General features: G+C 72.1%; 13 protein-coding genes. 8 read left to right on the top strand and 5 right to left on the bottom strand.

Going from position 1 to position 19,669, the window contains the following annotated elements:
* Positions 1–14: 14 nt before the first annotated feature.
* A complete protein-coding gene (locus ACYVIH_RS17865; RefSeq protein ID WP_460870862.1) occupies positions 15–1,457 on the bottom strand; it encodes a cytochrome ubiquinol oxidase subunit I in 1,443 nt (480 codons plus the stop codon).
* A 101-nt stretch (positions 1,458–1,558) separates the two neighbouring features.
* On the opposite strand from ACYVIH_RS17865, the gene ACYVIH_RS17860 reads away from it, so the two are divergent.
* Together ACYVIH_RS17860 and ACYVIH_RS17855 are read left to right on the top strand one after the other, a co-directional pair.
* Entirely contained in the window at positions 1,559–1,939 is a 381-nt protein-coding gene (locus tag ACYVIH_RS17860) for a BlaI/MecI/CopY family transcriptional regulator (protein ID WP_460870861.1), read from the top strand.
* A gap of 11 nt (positions 1,940–1,950) precedes the next feature.
* Positions 1,951–2,811 carry a M56 family metallopeptidase gene (locus ACYVIH_RS17855; protein WP_460870860.1) on the top strand — a complete coding sequence of 287 codons (861 nt, stop codon included), beginning with the start codon at positions 1,951–1,953 and terminating at the stop codon, positions 2,809–2,811.
* A 31-nt stretch (positions 2,812–2,842) separates the two neighbouring features.
* Here ACYVIH_RS17855 and gdhA read toward each other — a convergent pair whose 3' ends face one another.
* Positions 2,843–4,183, bottom strand: a complete 1,341-nt coding sequence (gene gdhA / locus ACYVIH_RS17850) for an NADP-specific glutamate dehydrogenase (RefSeq protein WP_460870885.1) — start codon at positions 4,181–4,183, stop codon at positions 2,843–2,845.
* A 151-nt stretch (positions 4,184–4,334) separates the two neighbouring features.
* Between gdhA and ACYVIH_RS17845 the strand changes: the two genes are divergently transcribed.
* From ACYVIH_RS17845 to pgsA, 4 genes are all read left to right on the top strand, one after another.
* Entirely contained in the window at positions 4,335–6,899 is a 2,565-nt protein-coding gene (locus tag ACYVIH_RS17845; protein WP_460870859.1) for an FtsK/SpoIIIE family DNA translocase, read from the top strand.
* 5 nt (positions 6,900–6,904) lie between these two features.
* Positions 6,905–8,974, top strand: a complete 2,070-nt coding sequence (locus ACYVIH_RS17840) for a RodZ domain-containing protein (RefSeq protein WP_460870884.1) — start codon at positions 6,905–6,907, stop codon at positions 8,972–8,974.
* Positions 8,975–9,048: 74 nt separating this feature from the next.
* Positions 9,049–10,542 (top strand): 30S ribosomal protein S12 methylthiotransferase RimO, encoded by a 1,494-nt coding sequence (gene rimO / locus ACYVIH_RS17835; RefSeq protein WP_460870858.1) that lies wholly within the window; start codon positions 9,049–9,051, stop codon positions 10,540–10,542.
* Positions 10,543–10,551: 9 nt separating this feature from the next.
* Entirely contained in the window at positions 10,552–11,163 is a 612-nt protein-coding gene (gene pgsA / locus ACYVIH_RS17830) for a CDP-diacylglycerol--glycerol-3-phosphate 3-phosphatidyltransferase (protein WP_460870857.1), read from the top strand.
* Here pgsA and ACYVIH_RS17825 read toward each other — a convergent pair.
* Positions 11,160–12,959: a glycoside hydrolase family 15 protein gene (locus tag ACYVIH_RS17825; RefSeq protein WP_460870856.1), complete on the bottom strand. Its 1,800-nt coding sequence runs from the start codon at positions 12,957–12,959 to the stop codon at positions 11,160–11,162. The genes pgsA and ACYVIH_RS17825 overlap by 4 nt on opposite strands.
* A 79-nt stretch (positions 12,960–13,038) precedes the next feature.
* On the opposite strand from ACYVIH_RS17825, the gene ACYVIH_RS17820 reads away from it, so the two are divergent.
* Together ACYVIH_RS17820 and ACYVIH_RS17815 are read left to right on the top strand one after the other, a co-directional pair.
* Entirely contained in the window at positions 13,039–13,569 is a 531-nt protein-coding gene (locus ACYVIH_RS17820; RefSeq protein ID WP_460870855.1) for a CinA family protein, read from the top strand.
* Between the two features lie 107 nt (positions 13,570–13,676).
* Positions 13,677–13,985, top strand: coding sequence for a helix-turn-helix domain-containing protein (locus ACYVIH_RS17815; RefSeq protein ID WP_460870854.1), 309 nt, complete (start codon positions 13,677–13,679; stop codon positions 13,983–13,985).
* Between the two features lie 73 nt (positions 13,986–14,058).
* Here the strand turns inward: ACYVIH_RS17815 and ACYVIH_RS17810 are convergent, their stop codons facing one another.
* Positions 14,059–14,886: a DNA-formamidopyrimidine glycosylase family protein gene (locus tag ACYVIH_RS17810; RefSeq protein WP_460870853.1), complete on the bottom strand. Its 828-nt coding sequence runs from the start codon at positions 14,884–14,886 to the stop codon at positions 14,059–14,061.
* Complete coding sequence (locus ACYVIH_RS17805) at positions 14,879–19,573, bottom strand: ATP-dependent helicase (protein WP_460870852.1); 4,695 nt, start codon at positions 19,571–19,573, stop codon at positions 14,879–14,881. Before ACYVIH_RS17805 ends, ACYVIH_RS17810 begins: the two co-directional genes overlap by 8 nt.
* Positions 19,574–19,669 lie beyond the last annotated feature (96 nt).

The following is a 19,669-nucleotide window of genomic DNA, read 5'->3' as shown; positions in this document are numbered from 1 at the left end:
TCGTGGGTCGGGGATCAGTAGGCGAAGGTCAGCGGCTCGTCGGACTGCCGGCCGAGCTGGGGGGTCGGCGGCTCCTCGAACGGGTCGGCGCCCTTGCGGATGAACTTCAGCATCAGGCCGATCTCGACGACCATGAGAACCGCGTAGACCAGGGTCAGGGTGATGATCGAGGTCCACGCCTCACCGACGCTGACGCCGGGGGAGACCGCGGTGGCGGTGGTCATCAGCCCGAACACGGCCCAGGGCTGCCGGCCCATCTCGGTGAAGATCCAGCCGAAGGAGTTGGCCACGACCGGCAGCAGCGGCATCGAGATCGCCAGCCACAGCCAGGCGCGGCCCTTCGGCACCAGGTTGCGACGGGTGGCCCACAGCAGCGCCGCGGCTCCGAGACCGGCGACCACGCCGAGCCCGATCATCAGGCGGAAGGTCCAGTAGGTGACCGGGATGATCGGCGTGTAGTCACCGGGGGAGTAGTACTTCGCCCCCGGGTCCTGGCCGTAGGTCTCCCGATACTCCTCGCGGAGCTGGTTGATGCCGACGACCTCGGCGTCGAAGTCGTTCTCGGCGAGGAAGGACAGCAGGTTGGGGATCTTGATCGAGAAGACCTCCTCCGAGCCGTCCAGCGACCCGATGGTGAGGACCGAGAAGTCCGCGGGTGCCTCGGTCTCGTACAACGCCTCGGCCGCGGCCATCTTCATCGGCTGGACGTCGGTCATCACCTTGCCCTGGAAGTCACCCGTGACCGCGACGCCGAGGCCGGCGACGATGGTCACGACGGCGCTGATCCGGACCGCCTTGCGGTAGAGCGAACGGTCGGCGTCGGGGGTCTTGCTGCGCATCATCAGCCACACCGAGACGCCGAGGATGAACGCGCCCCCGGTCATGTAGGCCGCGGTGATGGTGTGCGGGAAGGTCACCATCTGCACCTTGTTGAACATCACCGCCCAGAAGTCGGTGAGCTCCGCGCGGCCGGTGTCGGGGTTGAACTCGTAGCCGACCGGGTGCTGCATCCAGGAGTTCGCGGCGAGGATGAAGTACGCCGAGAGCAGGGTGCCGATGTGCACCAGCCACATCGTCGCGGCGTGCAGCGCCCGGGGCAGCTTGTCCCAGCCGAAGATCCACAGGCCTAGGAACGTCGACTCGAGGAAGAACGCCAGCAGTCCCTCGATCGCGAGCGGGGCGCCGAAGATGTCACCGACGAAGCGGGAGTAGTCGCTCCAGTTCATGCCGAACTGGAACTCCTGCACGATGCCGGTGACCACGCCGATGGCGAAGTTGATCAGGAACAGCTTGCCGAAGAACTTCGTCAGTCGCAGGTACTGCTCGTTGCCGGTGCGTACCCACATCGTCTCGAACCCGGCGATGATCGCCGACATCCCGATCGTGATCGGGACGAACAGGAAGTGGTAGACGGTGATGATTCCGAACTGCCACCGGGCGATGTCGACGACGTCCAAGGGAGGGCCTTCTTTCCGCGACGGGCACACAACTACTACATATCGTAGTAGATACTACGACGGGTAGTACGTCCTCGAGCAGGGCCATTAGACTCAGGACCATGGCCCTAACGTCCCGGATGGGTGAGCTCGAGCGCGCTGTGATGGACGAGCTGTGGTCGGTCCCCGACGGCGGCTGGTTGACCGTCCGCGAGGTCCACGACCGGCTCGCCAGCCGCCGGGCGGTCGCCTACACCACCGTGATGACGGTGATGGACCGCCTCTCGAAGAAGTCGCTGGTCCGTCAGCAGCGTGACGGTCGCGCCTACCGCTACGCCGCGGCAGCCTCGCGAGCCGCGATGACCGCCGACCTGATGCGCGGTGCCCTCGAGGAGTACGCCGTGGACGAGCGGGACACTGCGCTGGTGGCGTTCGTCGGGGAGGCCAGCGCCGAGGAGCGGGCTGCCCTACGGCGCGCTCTCGCAGAGCTCGAGGACGACTGACCGATCCGGCGATGACACCGCTCCTCCTGGCCGCACTCGCGGTCCTGCTCTCGGGGCCCGCCCCGTGGCTCGTGCTCCGATTTCCCGAGCTCCGGCAGGCCCCCAGGGCGGCAATGACGCTGTGGCAGGCAGTCGCCCTGGCAGCGGTGCTCGCCGCCCTGGGCGCCGGCCTGTCCCTGGCCACCGGCGCCGTCGTCGCGCCCGGCAACAGCAGCTCCCGGGCCGTGGCCGCGGGCGGCGTGCTGGTCACGGCCGTGGTGCTCGCCCGGCTGCTGGTGAGTGGTCACCGCGTCGGGACGCGGCTGCGGTCGACCCGCCGGAGCCACCGCGAGCTGGTCGACCTGCTCGGCGCCGAGGACTCGGGCGTGCTCGTGCTCGAGGACCCACGCCCGCGGGCCTACTGCGTTCCCGCGCTGACGCGGTCACGCGTGGTCGTCACTGCCGGCGCCGTCGAACGCCTCCACGAGGACGAGGTCGCCGCGGTGCTGACCCACGAACGCGCTCACCTCCGGGCCCGTCACGACCTGGTACTGGAGGCCTTCACCGTGCTCCACGAGGCGTTTCCCCGCATCGTCTCGAGCGTTCGCGCACTCGGCGAGGTGAAGCTGCTGGTCGAGGTGCTTGCCGACCGGACGGCCATGCGCCGGCATGGCCGGCTGCCCCTTGCGCGCGCCCTCGTGGCGCTGTCGGACGGCGGGGCGCCGGAGACAGCCCTGGCCGTGACTGGCTCCGACCTCGGCACGCGGATCGAGCTGCTCCGCGACGACCGGCCACGCCCGGTGCTCGCGGGGGCGCTCTACGCCACGGCGCTCGCGGTGCTCGCCCTCCCCACGGTGTTCCTCGCCCTCCCGTGGCTGGCCTCCCTGACCTGAGGCCAGGCAGGCCCGCCTCGCTGAAGGAAGGTCAGACCACGCCGAGGGCGAGCATGGCGTCGGCGACCTGGGTGAACCCGCTGATGTTGGCGCCGGCCACGTAGTCGCCGGGCAGGTCGTACTCCTCCGCAGTGGTGATGCAGCGCTCGTGGATGCCGGCCATGATCTCGGCCAGCCGCTCCTCGGTGTGCTCGAAGCTCCACGAGTCGCGCGAGGCGTTCTGCTGCATCTCCAGGGCGCTGGTCGCCACACCGCCGGCGTTCGCCGCCTTGCCGGGGGCGAAGAGCACGCCGGCCTCGGTGAGGATGTTCACCGCGTCGGGCGTGGTCGGCATGTTCGCGCCCTCGGCGACGACCTCGACACCGTTGGCGACCAGCGTCTTCGCGGCGTCACCGGCGAGCTCGTTCTCGGTGGCGCAGGGGAGGGCGATCTGGCACGGGACGTCCCAGATCGAGCCGCCCGGGACGAACGAGACGCTGCCACCACGTGCCTCGGCGTACTCGTTGATCCGCCCGCGACGGACCTCCTTGATCTCCTGCAGCAGCGCGACGTCGACGCCGGCCTCGTCGACCACGTAGCCGGAGGAGTCGGAGACCGCGACGACGGTGCCGCCGAGCTGGTGCACCTTCTCCGCGGCGTAGATCGCCACGTTGCCGGAGCCGGAGACCACGACGCGCTTGCCGTCGAAGGAGTCCCCGCGAGCGGCGAGCATCTCCTTGACGAAGAAGACCGTGCCGTAGCCGGTGGCCTCGGTGCGGGCCTGCGAGCCGCCCCAGGTGATCCCCTTGCCGGTGAGGACGCCGGACTCGTAGCGGTTGGTGATCCGCTTGTACTGCCCGAACAGGTAGCCGATCTCGCGGCCGCCGACGCCGATGTCACCGGCGGGCACGTCGGTGTACTCGCCGATGTGCCGGTACAGCTCGGTCATGAACGACTGGCAGAAGCGCATGATCTCGCCGTCGGAGCGACCCTTGGGGTCGAAGTCCGACCCGCCCTTGCCGCCCCCGATCGGCATGCCGGTCAGCGCGTTCTTGAAGATCTGCTCGAAGCCGAGGAACTTCACGATGCCGAGGTAGACGCTGGGGTGGAAGCGCAGACCGCCCTTGTAGGGGCCGAGCGCGGAGTTGAACTCGACGCGGAAGCCGCGGTTGATCTGGACGTTGCCCTGGTCGTCGACCCACGGCACCCGGAAGATGATCTGCCGCTCGGGCTCACAGATCCGCTCGATGATGGAGGCCTCGACGTACTCCGGGCGCTTCTCGACCACGGGGCTGAGGCTGGCGAGCACCTCCTTGACCGCCTGGTGGAACTCGACCTCGCCCTGGTTGCGGCGCAGGACGTCGGCGTAGACGGGCTGAAGTGCAGGGTGCAGTGTCTCCACGGGTGTAGGTCCTCTCTCGGGTGCCCGACCACTCTAGGTGAGCGGCAGACCCGGAGACGACGCCAGTCGGGCGACGGGACGAGCGGCCGGGCCCGGCGTGTGAAGCGTGAGACTGGTGTGACATTCGCTTAGGCTCCTCAGCATGGCGACCCGTACGTCTTCCCCACCGGCGTCGCGAAAGGGCAGAGGAACCAGCTCTGCTCCTTCGAGGACCCGGTCGTCCGGCAGCCAGACCCGACGGAAGCCCTCGTCGTCGACCCGCTCGTCCACCAGGACCAAGCGGCCGGCGCCCCGGGCGGTCCGCAACGGGCCTGGCCCTATTGCGACGCTGTTCGCTGCCCTCGGGCGCGGCATCGCAGCGGCGTGGCTGGGCCTTGCCCACGCGATCGGCGCGACCGTCCGCCACATCGGGCACACCGCCCGAGACCTCGACCCCGAGCACCGCCGCGACGGGGCCGGACTGTTCCTGATCGGCCTGGCCGTGGTGGTCGCGGCCGCCGTCTGGTGGCAGCTGCCCGGCGGTATCGGCGACTTCACCCGCACGGTCGTGAACGGCTCGGTCGGCCTGCTCGGCTGGTTCGTTCCGCTGCTGCTGGTCTTCGTCGCCGTGCGCAACCTGCGCGACCCCGAGCGGAACGGTCCGATGGGCCGGCAGGTGATCGGCTGGGCCGCCCTGCTCTTCGGTGTGCTCGGTCTGGTGCACATCGCCAACGGCATGCCCGAGCCCAAGCTCGGGGACACCTCCGGTCTGCAGCAGGCCGGGGGAGCGCTCGGCTTCGTGATCGCCTCGCTGCTCATGGACCTGTTGCGCAGCACGCTGGTCGTCGTACCCCTGCTCGTCCTGCTGGCGGCGTTCGGACTGCTGGTGATCACCGCGACGCCGGTCTACCAGATCCCCACCCGCCTGGCCGCGGCTCGCGACCGGCTGCTCGGCCGCACGCCGGCCGGGGCCGATGTCGAGGGAACCGACGGGGCCGACCAGCCGACCGAGCCGCTCAAGCGGCACCGGCCGCGCCGCCGGGTCGGCTCGATGGCCGCCGACGACGTGGACCCCGACCTCGGCGACAAGCCCTACGACAGTCCCGTCCTCGAGGGCCGCGCCCTCGCCAAGCGCGGCAAGCCGGACGCTGCCGTCCCGGACGAGGCAGCCGACGCGGCGACGGGGGAGAAGAAGGACCTCGAGCCGCCGCCGCACGCGCCGCTCCCGGCTCGGGTGGAGCAGCTCTCCCTGTCCGGCGACGTCACCTACTCGCTTCCGCCCAACGAGGTGCTCAAGCCCGGCAGCCCGCACAAGCCGCGGTCCAAGGCCTCCGACGACGTCGTGTCGCGGCTGACGGAGGTCTTCGAGCAGTTCGACATCGACGCCCAGGTCACCGGCTACACCCGGGGCCCGACGGTCACCCGCTACGAGGTCGAGCTCGGCTCGGCGGTGAAGGTGGAGAAGGTCACCGCGCTGGGCAAGAACATCGCCTACGCGGTCGCCTCGGCCGACGTCCGGATCCTCTCGCCGATCCCCGGCAAGTCCGCGATCGGCATCGAGATCCCGAACGTCGACAAGGAGATCGTCTCCCTCGGCGACGTGCTCCGCTCGGGCAACGCCCGCAACGACCACCACCCGATGATCGTCGGGCTCGGCAAGGACGTCGAGGGCGGCTTCGTCGTCGCCAACATGGCGAAGATGCCGCACCTGCTGGTCGCCGGCGCCACCGGCTCCGGCAAGTCGAGCTTCGTGAACTCGATGATCACCTCGATCCTGATGCGCTCCACACCCGACGAGGTGCGGATGATCCTCGTCGACCCCAAGCGCGTCGAGCTCAACGTCTACGAGGGTGTCCCGCACCTGATCACCCCGATCATCACCTCGCCGAAGAAGGCCGCCGAGGCGCTGCAGTGGGTCGTGCGCGAGATGGACATGCGCTACGACGACCTCGCGGCGTTCGGGTTCCGCCACGTCGACGACTTCAACAAGGCGGTGCGTGCAGGGAAGGTGCAGGTGCCGCCGGGCAGCGAGCGGGTGCTGGCGCCGTACCCGTACCTCCTCGTGGTCGTCGACGAGCTCGCCGACCTGATGATGGTCGCCCCGCGCGACGTCGAGGACGCGGTCGTCCGGATCACCCAGCTCGCGCGTGCCGCCGGCATCCACCTGGTGCTGGCCACCCAGCGGCCGTCGGTCGACGTCGTGACCGGCCTGATCAAGGCCAACGTGCCCTCGCGGCTGGCGTTCGCGACGTCGTCGCTGGCCGACAGCCGCGTGATCCTCGACCAGCCCGGCGCCGAGAAGCTGGTCGGCCAGGGTGACGGGCTGTTCCTGCCGATGGGTGCGGGCAAGCCGGTGCGCGTCCAGGGCTCCTGGGTCACCGAGGCCGAGATCCACCAGGTCGTCGCGCACTGCAAGACCCAGCTCGAGCCGAGCTACCGCGAGGACGTCACGGCTCCGCAGCAGAGCAAGCGCGAGCTCGACGACGACATCGGCGACGACATGGACCTGGTGATCCAGGCGATCGAGCTGGTCGTCTCGACCCAGTTCGGCTCCACGTCGATGCTGCAGCGCAAGCTGCGCGTGGGCTTCGCCAAGGCCGGCCGCCTCATGGACATCCTGGAGAGCCGCGGCGTCGTCGGCCCGAGCGAGGGCTCCAAGGCGCGCGACGTGCTGATCAAGCCCGACGACCTCGACGGGGTCATCGCCACCTTGCAGGGGGAGCAGTGAGCGCCATGCACGACGACTTCTCCGACGCGTTCGTCGAGGACGGACGCGCCGGGGAGACCCAGGCCACGGCGACCCCCGTCGTCGTCCACCGCCGGGCCGGCGTCGCCGCGGTCATCGGCGCGGCCGCCTCCGCGGTCGCGATCGCGTACCTCTGGCGGGCCGCCCAGTCCATGGCGGTCCTCGACTGGACCCTGTTCGCCGTCATGGCGGTGGTCGCCGGCTACTACCTCGCCTCGCTGGTCGACGCCCGCACCCCGTTGCTGGTAGCCGACGACCTCGGCGTGCGGATCCGGCTCGGCCACGAGTGGCGCGGGCTGCCGTGGGAGGCGATCGGCCAGGTCGTCGTACACCCGCGCACCGGGCTGCTGCGCGACGGCCGGCTCGTCGTCGCCCCGCGCAACCTCACCCGAGCGCTCGAGGGTCTCGACGCGCGGGCCCGCCGGCACGTCGCCCTGAACCAGAAGATGTACGGCGCTCCGCTGGCCGTGCCGCTCGGCAGCACCACCCGGACCAACACCGCCGGGGACCACGACGTCAGCGCCGGGGTCGCCGGACTCGCGCTCGGTCGCTCCGAGGTGGTCGAGCTCGACCCCCGCACGCTGGAGGTCGTCGAGCACGCGGCTGAAGACGCCGGACCTCCCTCGAACCAGCCGAACGGTGAGCATGCCACTGCTCGGGCCGCGGACCATGCGTCCACCGGTGAGTCTGTCCGCCAGGGGGGTACGACCTCGCAGCAGCCGTTCCCCGCGCTGCGTGAGGACGTGCCCCACGACGAGCCGCAGCGCTTCCCGCTCCACGATGCGCCGGCACGGCCGGAATCGCGCACGGGCGCGGAAAACGCCCCCGTCGGGGACGCTCTCGCCGCGGACAGCGCGCACATGCGCGAGCTTGGCTCCGCCGTGGTGGGCGAGGGGGTCTCGCAGCGGTCGGCCGGACACCTGCGCGGAGCCCTCGGCGCGCTCGCGACCGTGGTCTCCCGGGTCGGCCGGGGTCGCGCTCACGACGTCGACGAGCCTGCCGCGCCAGAGGCGCCCTCCGCCGTCGAGCCGGACGAGAGCGCCGCACCGAGCACCCCGTTGCTCGCACCCCCTGATGCGCTGCGCACCACCCGACCGGCGCTACGCGCCGAGGCGACGCTGGACACCGCGGGCAGCACCGCGCTGGCCCCCAGCTCCGACGGCCGGACGATGCTGCCCGAGGGTCGCGAGCTGCGCCGCCCGGGCAGCGTGGACCTGGTCTTCGAGCGCGTGGAGCTCGGCGACCGGGTGCGGCCCATCTCCACGCTGGGCGAACCGGTCGAGCCGCTGGTCATCGACGGCTACCCCACCGAGCCGGCCTACGACCCGGTGATCGGACCCGAGCTCACCGCCGCCCGGACCCGGCTCGGGCTCTCCGTGGACGACGTGGCCGAGCGCACCCGGATCCGTCCGCACGTGATCGAGTCGATCGAGGTCGACGACTTCGGCCCGTGCGGCGGCGACTTCTACGCCCGCGGCCACCTGCGCACCCTGGCCCGGATCCTCGGCAAGGACCCCGCGCCGCTGCTGGAGCTGTTCGAGCAGCGCTACGCCACCGCGCCGGTCAACCCTCGGCGCGTGTTCGAGGCCGAGCTCGCGACCGGGATGACCGGCAGCATGCGCGCCACCGTCGGCGGCCCGAACTGGGGCCTGCTGATCGGCGCGGTGCTCGTGCTGGTCCTCCTGTGGGGGGTCGCGCGGCTGTTCACCACCGACCCGTCGTCCACGGTCGAGATCCCGGCGCCTGCCCTGGACAGCTCCGCGGTGGTCGAGCCCGCGCCGGCAGCGCAGCCGCTGGCACAGAGCCGTCCGGCCGCCAAGCCGGTCGGGGTGCGGCTGACCGCGTCGCAGTCGGACTCCCATGTCGTGGTGCGCGACGCCAGCGGCAAGGTGGTGTTCAGCGGGGTGCTGGTGCTCGGTGAGCGCAAGCAGCTCGACGTCGTCCCTCCGGTCCGGGTCGTCGCGCGGGACGGCGGTGCGGTCGAGGCTCGGGTCGCCGGGCGCGACAGGGGCTTGCTCGGCGAGGCCGGCGAGCCCGCCCGTCGTACCTTCCGCTGAGGCGCGGCGGGTGTGACGTTGACCCCCGAGGCGGTCGCGGGTTAGCCCTTCCGGGCCACCGCCCGTCATACTCGATGGCGGTTATGACTACATCTGCTGACACCGACGCGCCCGCGCAGCCGGGGCTGACCACCGTCGCGATGCTCACCCTCGGGTGCGCGCGCAACGAGGTCGACTCCGAGGAGCTCGCCGGGCGGCTCGAGGCGGGCGGCTTCCGGCTCGTCGAGGACCCCGCCGACGCCGAGACCGTCGTCGTGAACACCTGCGGCTTCGTCGAGGCGGCGAAGAAGGACTCGGTCGACACGCTGCTGGAGGCCTCCGACCTCAAGGGCGCCGGTACGACGCGCGCGGTGGTCGCCGTGGGCTGCCTGGCCGAGCGTTATGGCAAGGACCTCGCGGAGTCGCTCCCCGAGGCCGACGCGGTGCTCGGCTTCGACGACTACCCCGACATCGCCGACCGGCTGCGCTCGATCCTGGCCGGCGAGCAGCACCACCCGCACACGCCGCAGGACCGGCGCAAGCTGCTCCCGATCTCCCCGAGCGAGCGTGGTGCCTCGGCCGACTCGGTGGTGCTGCCCGGGCACACGATCGCGGCCCCGGACCTGCCCGCCGGTGCGGCTCCCGCGGCCGGTCCGCGCGCGGTGCGCCGGCGCCTCGACGGCGGGCCGATGGCGCCCCTGAAGCTGGCCAGCGGCTGTGACCGCCGCTGCTCGTTCTGCGCGATCCCGAGCTTCCGCGGCTCCTTCGTCTCTCGTCGCCCCTCCGATGTCGTCGGCGAGGCGCGGTGGCTGGCCGAGCAGGGCGTCAAGGAGCTCTTCCTGGTCAGCGAGAACTCCACGTCGTACGGGAAGGACCTCGGCGACATCCGGCTGCTCGAGACCCTGCTCCCCGAGCTGGCGGGGCTCGACGGCGTGGAGCGGGTCCGGGTGTCCTACCTCCAGCCGGCGGAGACCAGGCCGGGTCTGGTGGCCGCGATCACCGGCACGCCGGGGGTGGCCGACTACTTCGACCTGTCCTTCCAGCATGCCTCCAACGCGGTGCTGCGCCGGATGCGCCGGTTCGGCGACCCGCAGAGCTTCCTGGAGCTGCTCGAGCAGATCCGCGGCCAGGCGCCGCTGGCCGGGGTGCGCTCCAACTTCATCGTCGGCTTCCCCGGCGAGACCGAGGAGGACGTGGAGATCCTGTGCGACTTCCTCGAGGCCGCCCGGCTCGACGCCGTGGGCGTGTTCGGGTACTCCGACGAGGACGGCACCGAGGCCGCGACGTACGCCGCGAAGCTCGACGAGGACGAGATCCGGGCTCGCACCGAGCACGTCACCAACCTCGTCGAGGAGCTCACCGCCCAGCGGGCCGAGGAGCGTCTCGGTGACCGGGTCGAGGTGCTGATCGAGTCGATCGGCCACCGGGCCGCGGAGGGACGGGCGGCGCACCAGGGGCCTGAGGTGGACGGCTCGACCACCGTGGTGAACCTTCCTCCCGACGTCCGCGTCGGCGACTTCGTGACGGCCGTGGTGACCGACACCGACGGCGTCGACCTCGTGGCGAGCGCCACGACCAACGAGAGGTAGGGCTCGGCCTTGTCCACGCAAGCTCCGGCCAGCAACTGGAACGTGCCCAACGCACTGACCACGCTGCGGATCGCGCTGGTGCCGTTCTTCGGCTGGGCGCTGCTCGTCGACGGCGGGGAGTCGGTGCTGTGGCGCACCGTCGCCTGGGCGATCTTCTTCGTCGCGATGGTCACCGACAAGATCGACGGCGACCTGGCCCGCAAGCACAACCTCGTCACGAACTTCGGCAAGATCGCCGACCCGATCGCCGACAAGGCACTGACCGGCATGGCCTTCATCGGCCTGTCGGTGATCGGCGAGGTCTGGTGGTGGGTGACGGTGCTCGTGCTGGTGCGGGAGTGGAGCGTGACGTTCATGCGCCTCTCCATCGCCAAGCACGTGGTCCTGGCCGCCAACGCCTCCGGCAAGCTGAAGACGATGCTGCAGGGTCTCGGCCTGGGCCTGCTCGTGCTGCCACTGCGCGAGGTCGACGGCTGGCTCGAGACGCCGGCCTTGGTCGTGTGGTGGATCGCGATCGTCGTGCTCGCCGCGGCCGTGGTGATGACGGTGTACTCCGGCTACGAGTTCTTCCGCGACGCGTTCAGGCAGCGCCGTCACCACAAGGCTCGCGCCTCGGTCTAGGCACCGGGGCGCCGCGCCGCCGTGCGATCCGCGTCGGCGAGGTGCACCGCGGCGCCGACCAGGGCGAGGTGCGAGAAGGCCTGCGGGAAGTTGCCGGCCATCCGCCCCGCCACCGGGTCGTACTCCTCCGAGATCAACCCGACATCGTTGAGGAGTCCGAGCAGCCGCCGCATCAGCGTGTGGGCGTCGTCGAGGCGGCCGGCCCTGGCGTATGCCGAGACCAGCCAGAACGAGCAGGCCACGAACGGGTGCTCGTCGCCGGGCAGGCCGTCCACCCCGGTCTCGGTGCGGTAGCGCAGCAGCAGCCCCTCGACCATGAGGTCCTTCTCGACCGCCTCGATCGTGCCGAGCATCCGCGGGTCGTCGCCGTCGACGAAGCCGACCAGCGGCAGCACGAGCAGCGAGGCGTCCACCTCGGTGGTGTCGTAGTGTTGCGTGAAGGTGTTGCGCGCCGCGTCGTACCCCCGGGCCAGCACCTCCTCACGCACCTCCTCGCGCAGCCGGCGCCACTCGTCGACGGGCCCCGGCAGGCCGTGCTGCTCGACGGCGCGGACGGCACGGTCGAACGCCGCCCACACCATCACCCGCGAGTGGGTGAAGTGGCGCTGCGGGCCACGGATCTCCCAGAGCCCGTTGTCCGGCTCGTCCCAGTGCGTGGCCAGCTCCTCGACCAGGGTGCGCTGCAGCGCCCACGAGTCCTCGGTCTCCGGAAGCCCGGTCTCGCGCGCCATCTCGAGGGCGATCATCACCTCGCCGAGGACGTCGGTCTGCCGCTGGCTGACCGCGCCGTTGCCGATCCGCACCGGGCGGGAGCCCTCATAGCCGGGGAGGTGGTCCAGCTCGCGCTCGGGCAGGTCCCGGCCGCCGTCGACGGTGTACATGATCTGCAGGTCCGCAGGGTCCCCGGCCACGGCGCGCAGCAGCCAGTCGCGCCACAGCAGCGCCTCGGTGCTGTAGCCGCACGCCAGTAACGCCTCGAGGGTCAGCGAGGCGTCGCGCAGCCAGCAGTACCGGTAGTCCCAGTTGCGCACGCCCCCGAACTCCTCGGGAAGCGAGGTGGTCGGGGCGGCGACGATGCCGCCGGTGCCGCCGTGGGTCATCAGCCTTAGCGTGACCAGCGAGCGGAGCACCGCCTCCCGGTAGGGGCCCTGGTGGCTGCAGTACGACGTCCACCGCTCGCTGCGGGCGATGGTCGCCGCCAGCCGCGCGTCCACCTCGAGGAACTCCGGAACCGGGTGGTGCGAGGCGACCCAGGTCATGGCGAAGGTGAGGGTCTGTCCCGCGGCGACCTCGAAGCTGTCGGTGTGCCGGTACCCGGTCGCCGTGGGCAGCCGGTCGCCACGGAGCACCAGCCGGTCCGGCCCCGCCACGGCCATCACCACGTCGGTGTCGTGGACCCGCTGGTGGGTGACCCAGGGCTTGACGGTGCCGTAGCCGAACCGGACCACCCACTCGTGGCGCATCCGCACCGTGCCGCTGACCCCTTCGATCCGGCGCACCAGGTCGGCACGCCCGTCGGCCACCGGCATCGCGTCGACGACGCGCACGCTTCCCGTGGCGGTGGTGTAGGTGGACTCCAGGACGGCGGTGCCGTCGAGGTAGCGGCGCGTGCAGGTCGCTTCCCCGTCGGGGCCGAGCAGCCAACGGCCGTTCTCGGGGTCACCGAGCAGCGCAGCGAAGCACGCGTGCGAGTCGAACCGCGGCAGGCAGAGCCAGTCGACCGAGCCGTCGCGACCGACCAGGGCGGCCGTGGCGGTGTCGCCGATGACGGCGTAGTCCTCGATCGGCAGCGGCATGCGACCACGCTATCCGGTCCGCGGTTGCGGGCTGTCAGGCCCAGGTTTGCGCAGGTCACGGCTGGTTACCATGACCCGCGTGAGCACAGACGAGCAGGCGGGCCAGGGCACCAGCGAGGCGCCGCAGAGTGACCAGATGACCCTGGCCAGTGCCCTGCAGGCCGAGCTCTTCGGACGGGGGCTGATGCTGGCCACCGCGGAGTCGCTCACCGGCGGCCGGCTCGGCGACGTGATGAGCGCCGCGCCCGGGGCCAGCGACACCTACCTCGGAGGCGTGGTCAGCTACGCCACCGAGGTCAAGCAGAAGGTGCTCGGCGTCTCGGACCAGACGGTGGAGAACCACGGCGTGGTCTCCGCCGAGTGCGCCGACGAGATGGCGGTCGGCGTCCGCAACCTGATGGGCGCCGACTACGCAGTCAGCACCACCGGCGTGGCCGGACCTGCGGAGCAGGAGGGCAAGCCGGTCGGTCTGGTGTTCGTCGGCGTCGCCGGCCCGCACGGCATCCACAGCAAGCGGTTCCACTTCGACGGGGACCGGGCCGAGATCAGGGAGAAGGTCGTCAAGGCCGCGATCGACCTGGTGATCGAGACAGTCCGGGCCGACCAGTAGTGTCCAGTCCCCGGTCGGGGTCTTGCGCTGGGAGGTTCCCCGGCGGGAAGTTTCGGCCAGCGGGTAGCGTTGGGTCCCTAGATCGTCATCTGGAAAGGAGCAGCGGCATGGTCCTCTTTCGTCGCCTCCTCGGCGAGGTCCTCCGCACGCGGCGGATCCGCCAGGGTCGCACGCTGCGCCAGGTGTCGGCCGAGGCCCGGGTGAGCCTGGGCTACATCTCCGAGGTCGAGCGCGGCCAGAAGGAAGCCTCCTCGGAGCTGCTCGCATCGATCTGCGCGGCGCTCGACGTGCCGCTCTCGGAGATCCTCGCCGAGGTCAGCGACGCGGTCGCGATGGAGGAAGCCGCGCTCGCGATCGCCGTCGACGAGGCCGCCGCCCCCGCCCCCGGCGGCGACGTGGTCGCCTCGGCCGCCTGAGCCGCGCCGGCCCAGCCCCCGCGGCGCGGTCGCGACGGCCCAGCTCGGCCGGAGCAGCCGCGTTGGCTCAGCCTCACGGCTGGCAGCGCGGACACCAGTACGTCGCCCGCTCCCGACTCGCCTGCTCCGACTCCCGCTCGGCACCCGGACCGAGCCCGGAGGGACCCTGCATCGCCACCTCGATCCTGGTGCCGCAGCGCCGGCACGGCTGCCGGTCGCGACGGTAGACCCACAGCTGCCTCCCACGCCGCGTGTCACCGGTGGTGGTCTGGGCGGTGCGCAGCTTGTTGGCCTCGAGCACCCGCTTGGCCTGCCGCAGGAGCGGACGGAGGTCGGCGACGTCGCCGACCGGGAGCCACGGGTGGAGTCCCTGCAGGAAGCAGAGCTCGGACTTGTACATGTTGCCGATGCCGGCGAGGTTGCGTTGGTCGAGGATCGCCTCGCCGACCGCACGCCCCGGATCGCTGCTGACCCGGCGCAGCGCCTCCTCGAGGTCCCAGCCCGGCCCGAGCAGGTCCGGCCCGAGATGGCCGACCACGGTGTCCTCCGCTCCCCGGGGAAGCACCTCCACGACACCGAGGCTGAAGCCCACGGCCGACCACTCCGCGGTGTGCAGCACCACCCGCGCCTCGTGCGCGGGCCTCCGCCACGGCGTCCCGGGGTGGTACAGGTGCCAGGACCCTTCCATCTTCAGGTGGGTGTGCAGCGTGACCGCCTCGTGGCCCTCGCCGATCCGGGTGAGCAGGTGCTTGCCCCGCGACACGGTCTGCAGCACGGTCCGGCCCGTCAGGTCGAGGGTGGCGTGGGCCGGGACCCGGAAGTCGCTGCCGGTCAGCACCTGGCCCGAGAGCGCCTTGTCGAGGTGCAGGGCGGTGCGCCACACGGTGTCGCCCTCAGGCACGGAGCCGCAGCCCTCTCGGTGTCGCGACGAAGCCGGCGGTCTCGAGCGCGTGACGCAACCCGCTCGGGCGCTCACCGAGCCCGAGGATGTGCTCGCCGTCGGCGCGCTCCACCGTGAGCCGGCCCAGCGCCCCCTGCCGGACCGCCGTGGCGAGCGCCCGCGTCGCCGGCTCCAGCACGCGCGGATCTTCGGCGTAGGTCAGCAGGGTCCGACCGCCGCGCTCGACGTACACGACGAGCTCGCCGTCGACCAGGACCACCAGCGTACCAGCCTTGCGGCCCGGTCGGTGTGAGCCGCGGCTGCTGCCGTCTCCGCCCGCCTCCGCGTCGGCGACCACGCGGTCCGGCCAGGGCAGAGCAGCACCGTAGGGGTTCGCGGGATCCGTGGCGGCAAGGGCAACCGCGGTCGGCTCGGCCCCCGGGTCGGCCCCCGGCTCCCGGGAGTAGGACCGCAACCGGTCCACTGCCCCGGGCGCCCCGAACTGGGCAGCACCGAGCGTGGCGACGAAGTACCCCCGGCGGCACCGACCGGAGTCCTCGAACGCAGAGAGCACCTTGTAGACCCCGGCGAACCCGCCGGGCACCCGCTCGCTGGTCACCGCGCCGCGGGTGACGACACCGTGCCGCTCCAGCAGCGCCTCGGCGCTGGCGTGCGCGCGCCGGGTGACGTCGGGCTCGAGCTCGGGCAGCAGTGCCCATCGGCCGGCGACCGTCGGCGGTCCGGTGCGGCTGGGCCCCCGGCCTGGTCCCGGTGGTCGGCGTGAGGACCGGGCACGGGGTGGGGTGCGCCGTGCGCCGGTGGCGCGGTGCGCGGTCCGGCCGCTGCTGGTCAGGGCGCGAAGCGGGGCGAGGGTGTCTCCGGCGATCCGTCCCGCCCACACCAGGTCCCAGAGGGCGGCCTGCATCGTGGCGTCGTCCGCAAGCCCGGACCGGGCCTGGGCGAGGTCGGCTAGCTGTCGGAAGAAGAAGGCGCCACCGCCGGCGAGCACCCCGAGGACCGCCTCGTGCAGCGGGGTGCTCTCCAGCTCGCCGTGGTCGGGCAGCGTCAACGGCGCGGAGTCGGCCAGGTGCAGCGAGACCCAGCCGTCGCTGCCGGGCAGCGTGCCGTGGCCCGCCCAGAGCACCTCGCCGCTCGCGGTCAGCTCGTCGAGCATCGCGGGCTGGTAGTCGACCACCCGGCTGCCGAGGACCAGCGGTTCGAGCGCCGAGGCGGGGACCGCGCACCCGGCCAGCTGGTCGACGACGGAGAGCACGCCGTCGACCCCGCGGAGCCGGGTGCCCTTGGCGCCGACGGGCACGACGTTCTGCCAGGCCGGCAGGAACCGGCCCAAGGTCGACGGCTCGACCGGCTCGACCTCCCTGCGCAGCGCTGCCAGCGACCGGCGGCGCAGCCGGCGCAGCACCTCCGCGTCGCACCACTCCGATCCGGTGCCGGCGGGGCGGAACTCGCCCTCGAGCAGCCGGCCCTGCGCCCCGAGCCGGGCCAGGGTCTGCTGGACCACGGCAACGCCGAGCCCCAGCCGGGCTGCCACGTCGGCTGGGGTGAACGGGCCGTGGGTGCGGGCGTAGCGGGCCACCAGGTCGGCCAGCGGGTCGGCGACGGGTTCGGTGAACGTCTCCGGGGTGCCGGGCGGAACCGGCACGCCGAGGCCGTCGCGCAACCGGCCGACGTCCTCGACCGCTGCCCAGCGAGCCTCGCCGGCGACGCGGACCTGCACCGCCCGGCGGGAGTCCTGCAGCTGCTCCAGCCAGCCGGCTGCCTGGCCACGGACAGCCTCGACGGTGCGCTCGGCGACCTCCTCGGTGCTGAGCGGGCCCAGCAGACGCAGCAGGTCGGCCACCCCTTCGAGGTCGCGGGCCTGCCGTTCGGGTACGAGCCGCTGCAGCTCGGTCTCCACGTCGGCGAGCACGTCGGGGTCGAGCAGCTCGCGCAGCTCGACCCGGCCGAGGAGCTCGGCGAGCAGACCCTGGTCGAGCGAGAGCGCCGCCGCCCGGCGCTCGGCGATGGGGGAGTCGCCTTCGTACATGAACGCCGCGACGTAGCCGAACAGCAGGGACCGCGCGAACGGGGAGGGCTGCTGGGTGGTCACGTCGACGAGCCGGATCCGGCGAGCGGCGACGTCCTTCATCAGGCCGACCAGCGCGGGGACGTCGTACACGTCCTGGAGGACCTCGCGCACCGCCTCGAGCACGATCGGGAAGGACGGGTACTTCACCGCCACCTCGAGCAGCTGCGCGGACCGCTGCCGCTGCTGCCACAGCGGAGAGCGGCGGCCCGGGTCGCGGCGGGGGAGCAGCAGCGCGCGTGCGGCGCACTCGCGGAACCTGGACGCGAACAGCGCCGAGCCACCGACCTCCGCGGTGACGATCTCCTCGATCTCGTCGGGCTCGAAGACGACGACCTCGGCCCCCGGTGGGTCCTGGTCGGTCTCGGGGACGCGGAGCACGATCCCGTCGTCACCGGGCAGGGCCTGGGCGTCGATTCCGTAGCGTTCGCGCAAGCGGGTGCCGATGGCGAGCGCCCAGGGCGCGTGCACCTGCGTGCCGTAGGGCGAGTGCACCACGATCCGCCAGTCGCCGAGCTCGTCGCGGAACCGCTCGACGAGGATCGTCCTGTCGGAGGGGAGCGTGGCGGTGGCCTCCCGCTGCTCGTCGAGGAACATCACCAGGTTGTCGGCCGCCCACTGGTCGAGCCCTGCAGCGCGGCCCCGGGCGACGGCCTCGTCGCGGGACAGCGCGGACAGCTCGCGGGTGAACGCGCCGATCGCGGCACCCAGCTCGGCGGGCCGGCCGAGCTGGTCGCCCTTCCAGAACGGCAGCCGTCCGGGCTGCCCAGGGGCGGGGGAGACGAGCACCCGGTCGTGGGTGATGTCCTCGATCCGCCAGCTGGTCGCGCCGAGTGCGAACACGTCGCCCACGCGCGACTCGTAGACCATCTCCTCGTCGAGCTCGCCGACCCTGCTTGCCTTTTCGCCCACCAGGAAGACCCCGAACAGGCCCCGGTCTGGGATGGTGCCGCCGCTGGTGACCGCCAGGCGCTGTGCTCCGGGCCGTGCACTGAGGGTGCCGGTGACCCGGTCCCAGACGATCCGGGGCCGGAGCTCGGCGAACTCGTCGGAGGGATAGCGGCCCGACAGCAGGTCGAGGGTGGCGTCGTACGCCGAGCGGGGCAGCCCGGTGAACGGCGCCGCCCGGCGGACCAGGTCGAACAGCGCCTCGGCGTCCCACTCGTCGACTGCCGTGGCGGCCACCACCTGCTGGGCGAGCACGTCCAGAGGGTTGGCCGGCACCCGGAGCGACTCGATCGCGCCGGAGCGCATCCGCTCGACGGCGACCGCGGTGTGCACCAGGTCGCTGCGGTGCTTGGGGAACAGCACGCCGCGGGAGACCTCACCGACCTGGTGCCCGGCTCGGCCCACCCGCTGAAGGGCGCTGGCCACCGACGGCGGCGACTCGATCTGCACGACCAGGTCGACCGCGCCCATGTCGATGCCGAGCTCCAGGCTGCTGGTCGCGACCACGCAGGGCAGCGCCCCGCGTTTCAGGTCGTCCTCGATCAGCGCACGCTGCTCCTTCGACACCGACCCGTGGTGGGCACGCGCGATCACCGGTGCGGCGCCGTACGACTGGCCGGACTGGGCCATCACCGCCGCCGGCGGGCCGGTCACAGGGGTGACACCGGTCCGTTGGCCGGGCCCGGTCCGTTGGTCGGGCCCGTCGAGACCGGCCCGCTCGGCCGCGATCTCGTTGAACCGGGCGGTCAGCCGCTCGGCCAGGCGACGGGAGTTGGCGAACACGATCGTCGAGCGGTGCTGCTCGATCAGGTCGACCACGCGCTCCTCCACATGTGGCCAGATCGAGGCGCGACGCTCGGCGTCGCCTGCCGCCGAACCCTCCGACGGCTCCAGCTGGGCCAGGGCAAGCTCGGTCATGTCCTCGACCGGCACCACGACCTGCAGGTCCCACTCCTTGCGCGAACCCGGTGCGACAACCTCGACCGGCCGTGCGCCGCCCAGGAAACGCGCCACCTCCTCGACCGGTCGCACGGTCGCGGACAGGCCGATCCGCTGCGCGGGCTGCTGCAGCAGTGCGTCGAGGCGCTCGAGGCTCAGCGCGAGGTGGGCGCCGCGCTTGGTGCCGGCGACGGCATGCACCTCGTCGACGATCACCGTCTCCACGCCCCGCAACGCCTCACGTGCCTGCGAGGTGAGCATCAGGAACAGCGACTCCGGGGTGGTGATCAAGATGTCCGGAGGCGTGGTCGCCAGCCGCCGGCGCTCGGCCGACGGAGTGTCGCCCGAGCGGACACCCACGGTGATGTCGCGCACCGGCTCGCCCAGCCGGTCGGCGGTGTGCCGGATGCCGGCCAGCGGAGCGCGCAGGTTGCGCTCGACGTCGACGGCCAACGCCTTGAGCGGGGAGACGTACACGACCCGGCAGCGCTGCAGCTTCTCCTCAGGTGCGGGCCGGGAGGCGAGCCGGTCCAGCGACCACAGGAACGCCGACAGGGTCTTGCCGGAGCCGGTCGGCGCGACCACCAGGGCGTTGCGTCCGGCCGAGATCGTGCTCCACGCGCCGAGCTGGGCCGGGGTGGGCTCGGCGAAGGCAGCCTGGAACCAGGCCCGCGTCGGCTCGCTGAACCCGGCGAGTACGTCGACCGCGGCCGACGTACCTTCTTCTCTGCTCACCGCACCATCCTTGCTCATGGCACCGACAGGTCGTCGCCGGCGAACCCGACCGGCGCCATCCTTCAGGTACCCGGCGCCGCCGCCGATATCTCTCGT

The sequence above is a fragment of the Nocardioides pakistanensis genome (assembly GCF_054781215.1).
Note: the sequence above shows the minus strand (reverse complement) of the source record. Positions and strands in the feature narration are given on the sequence as shown.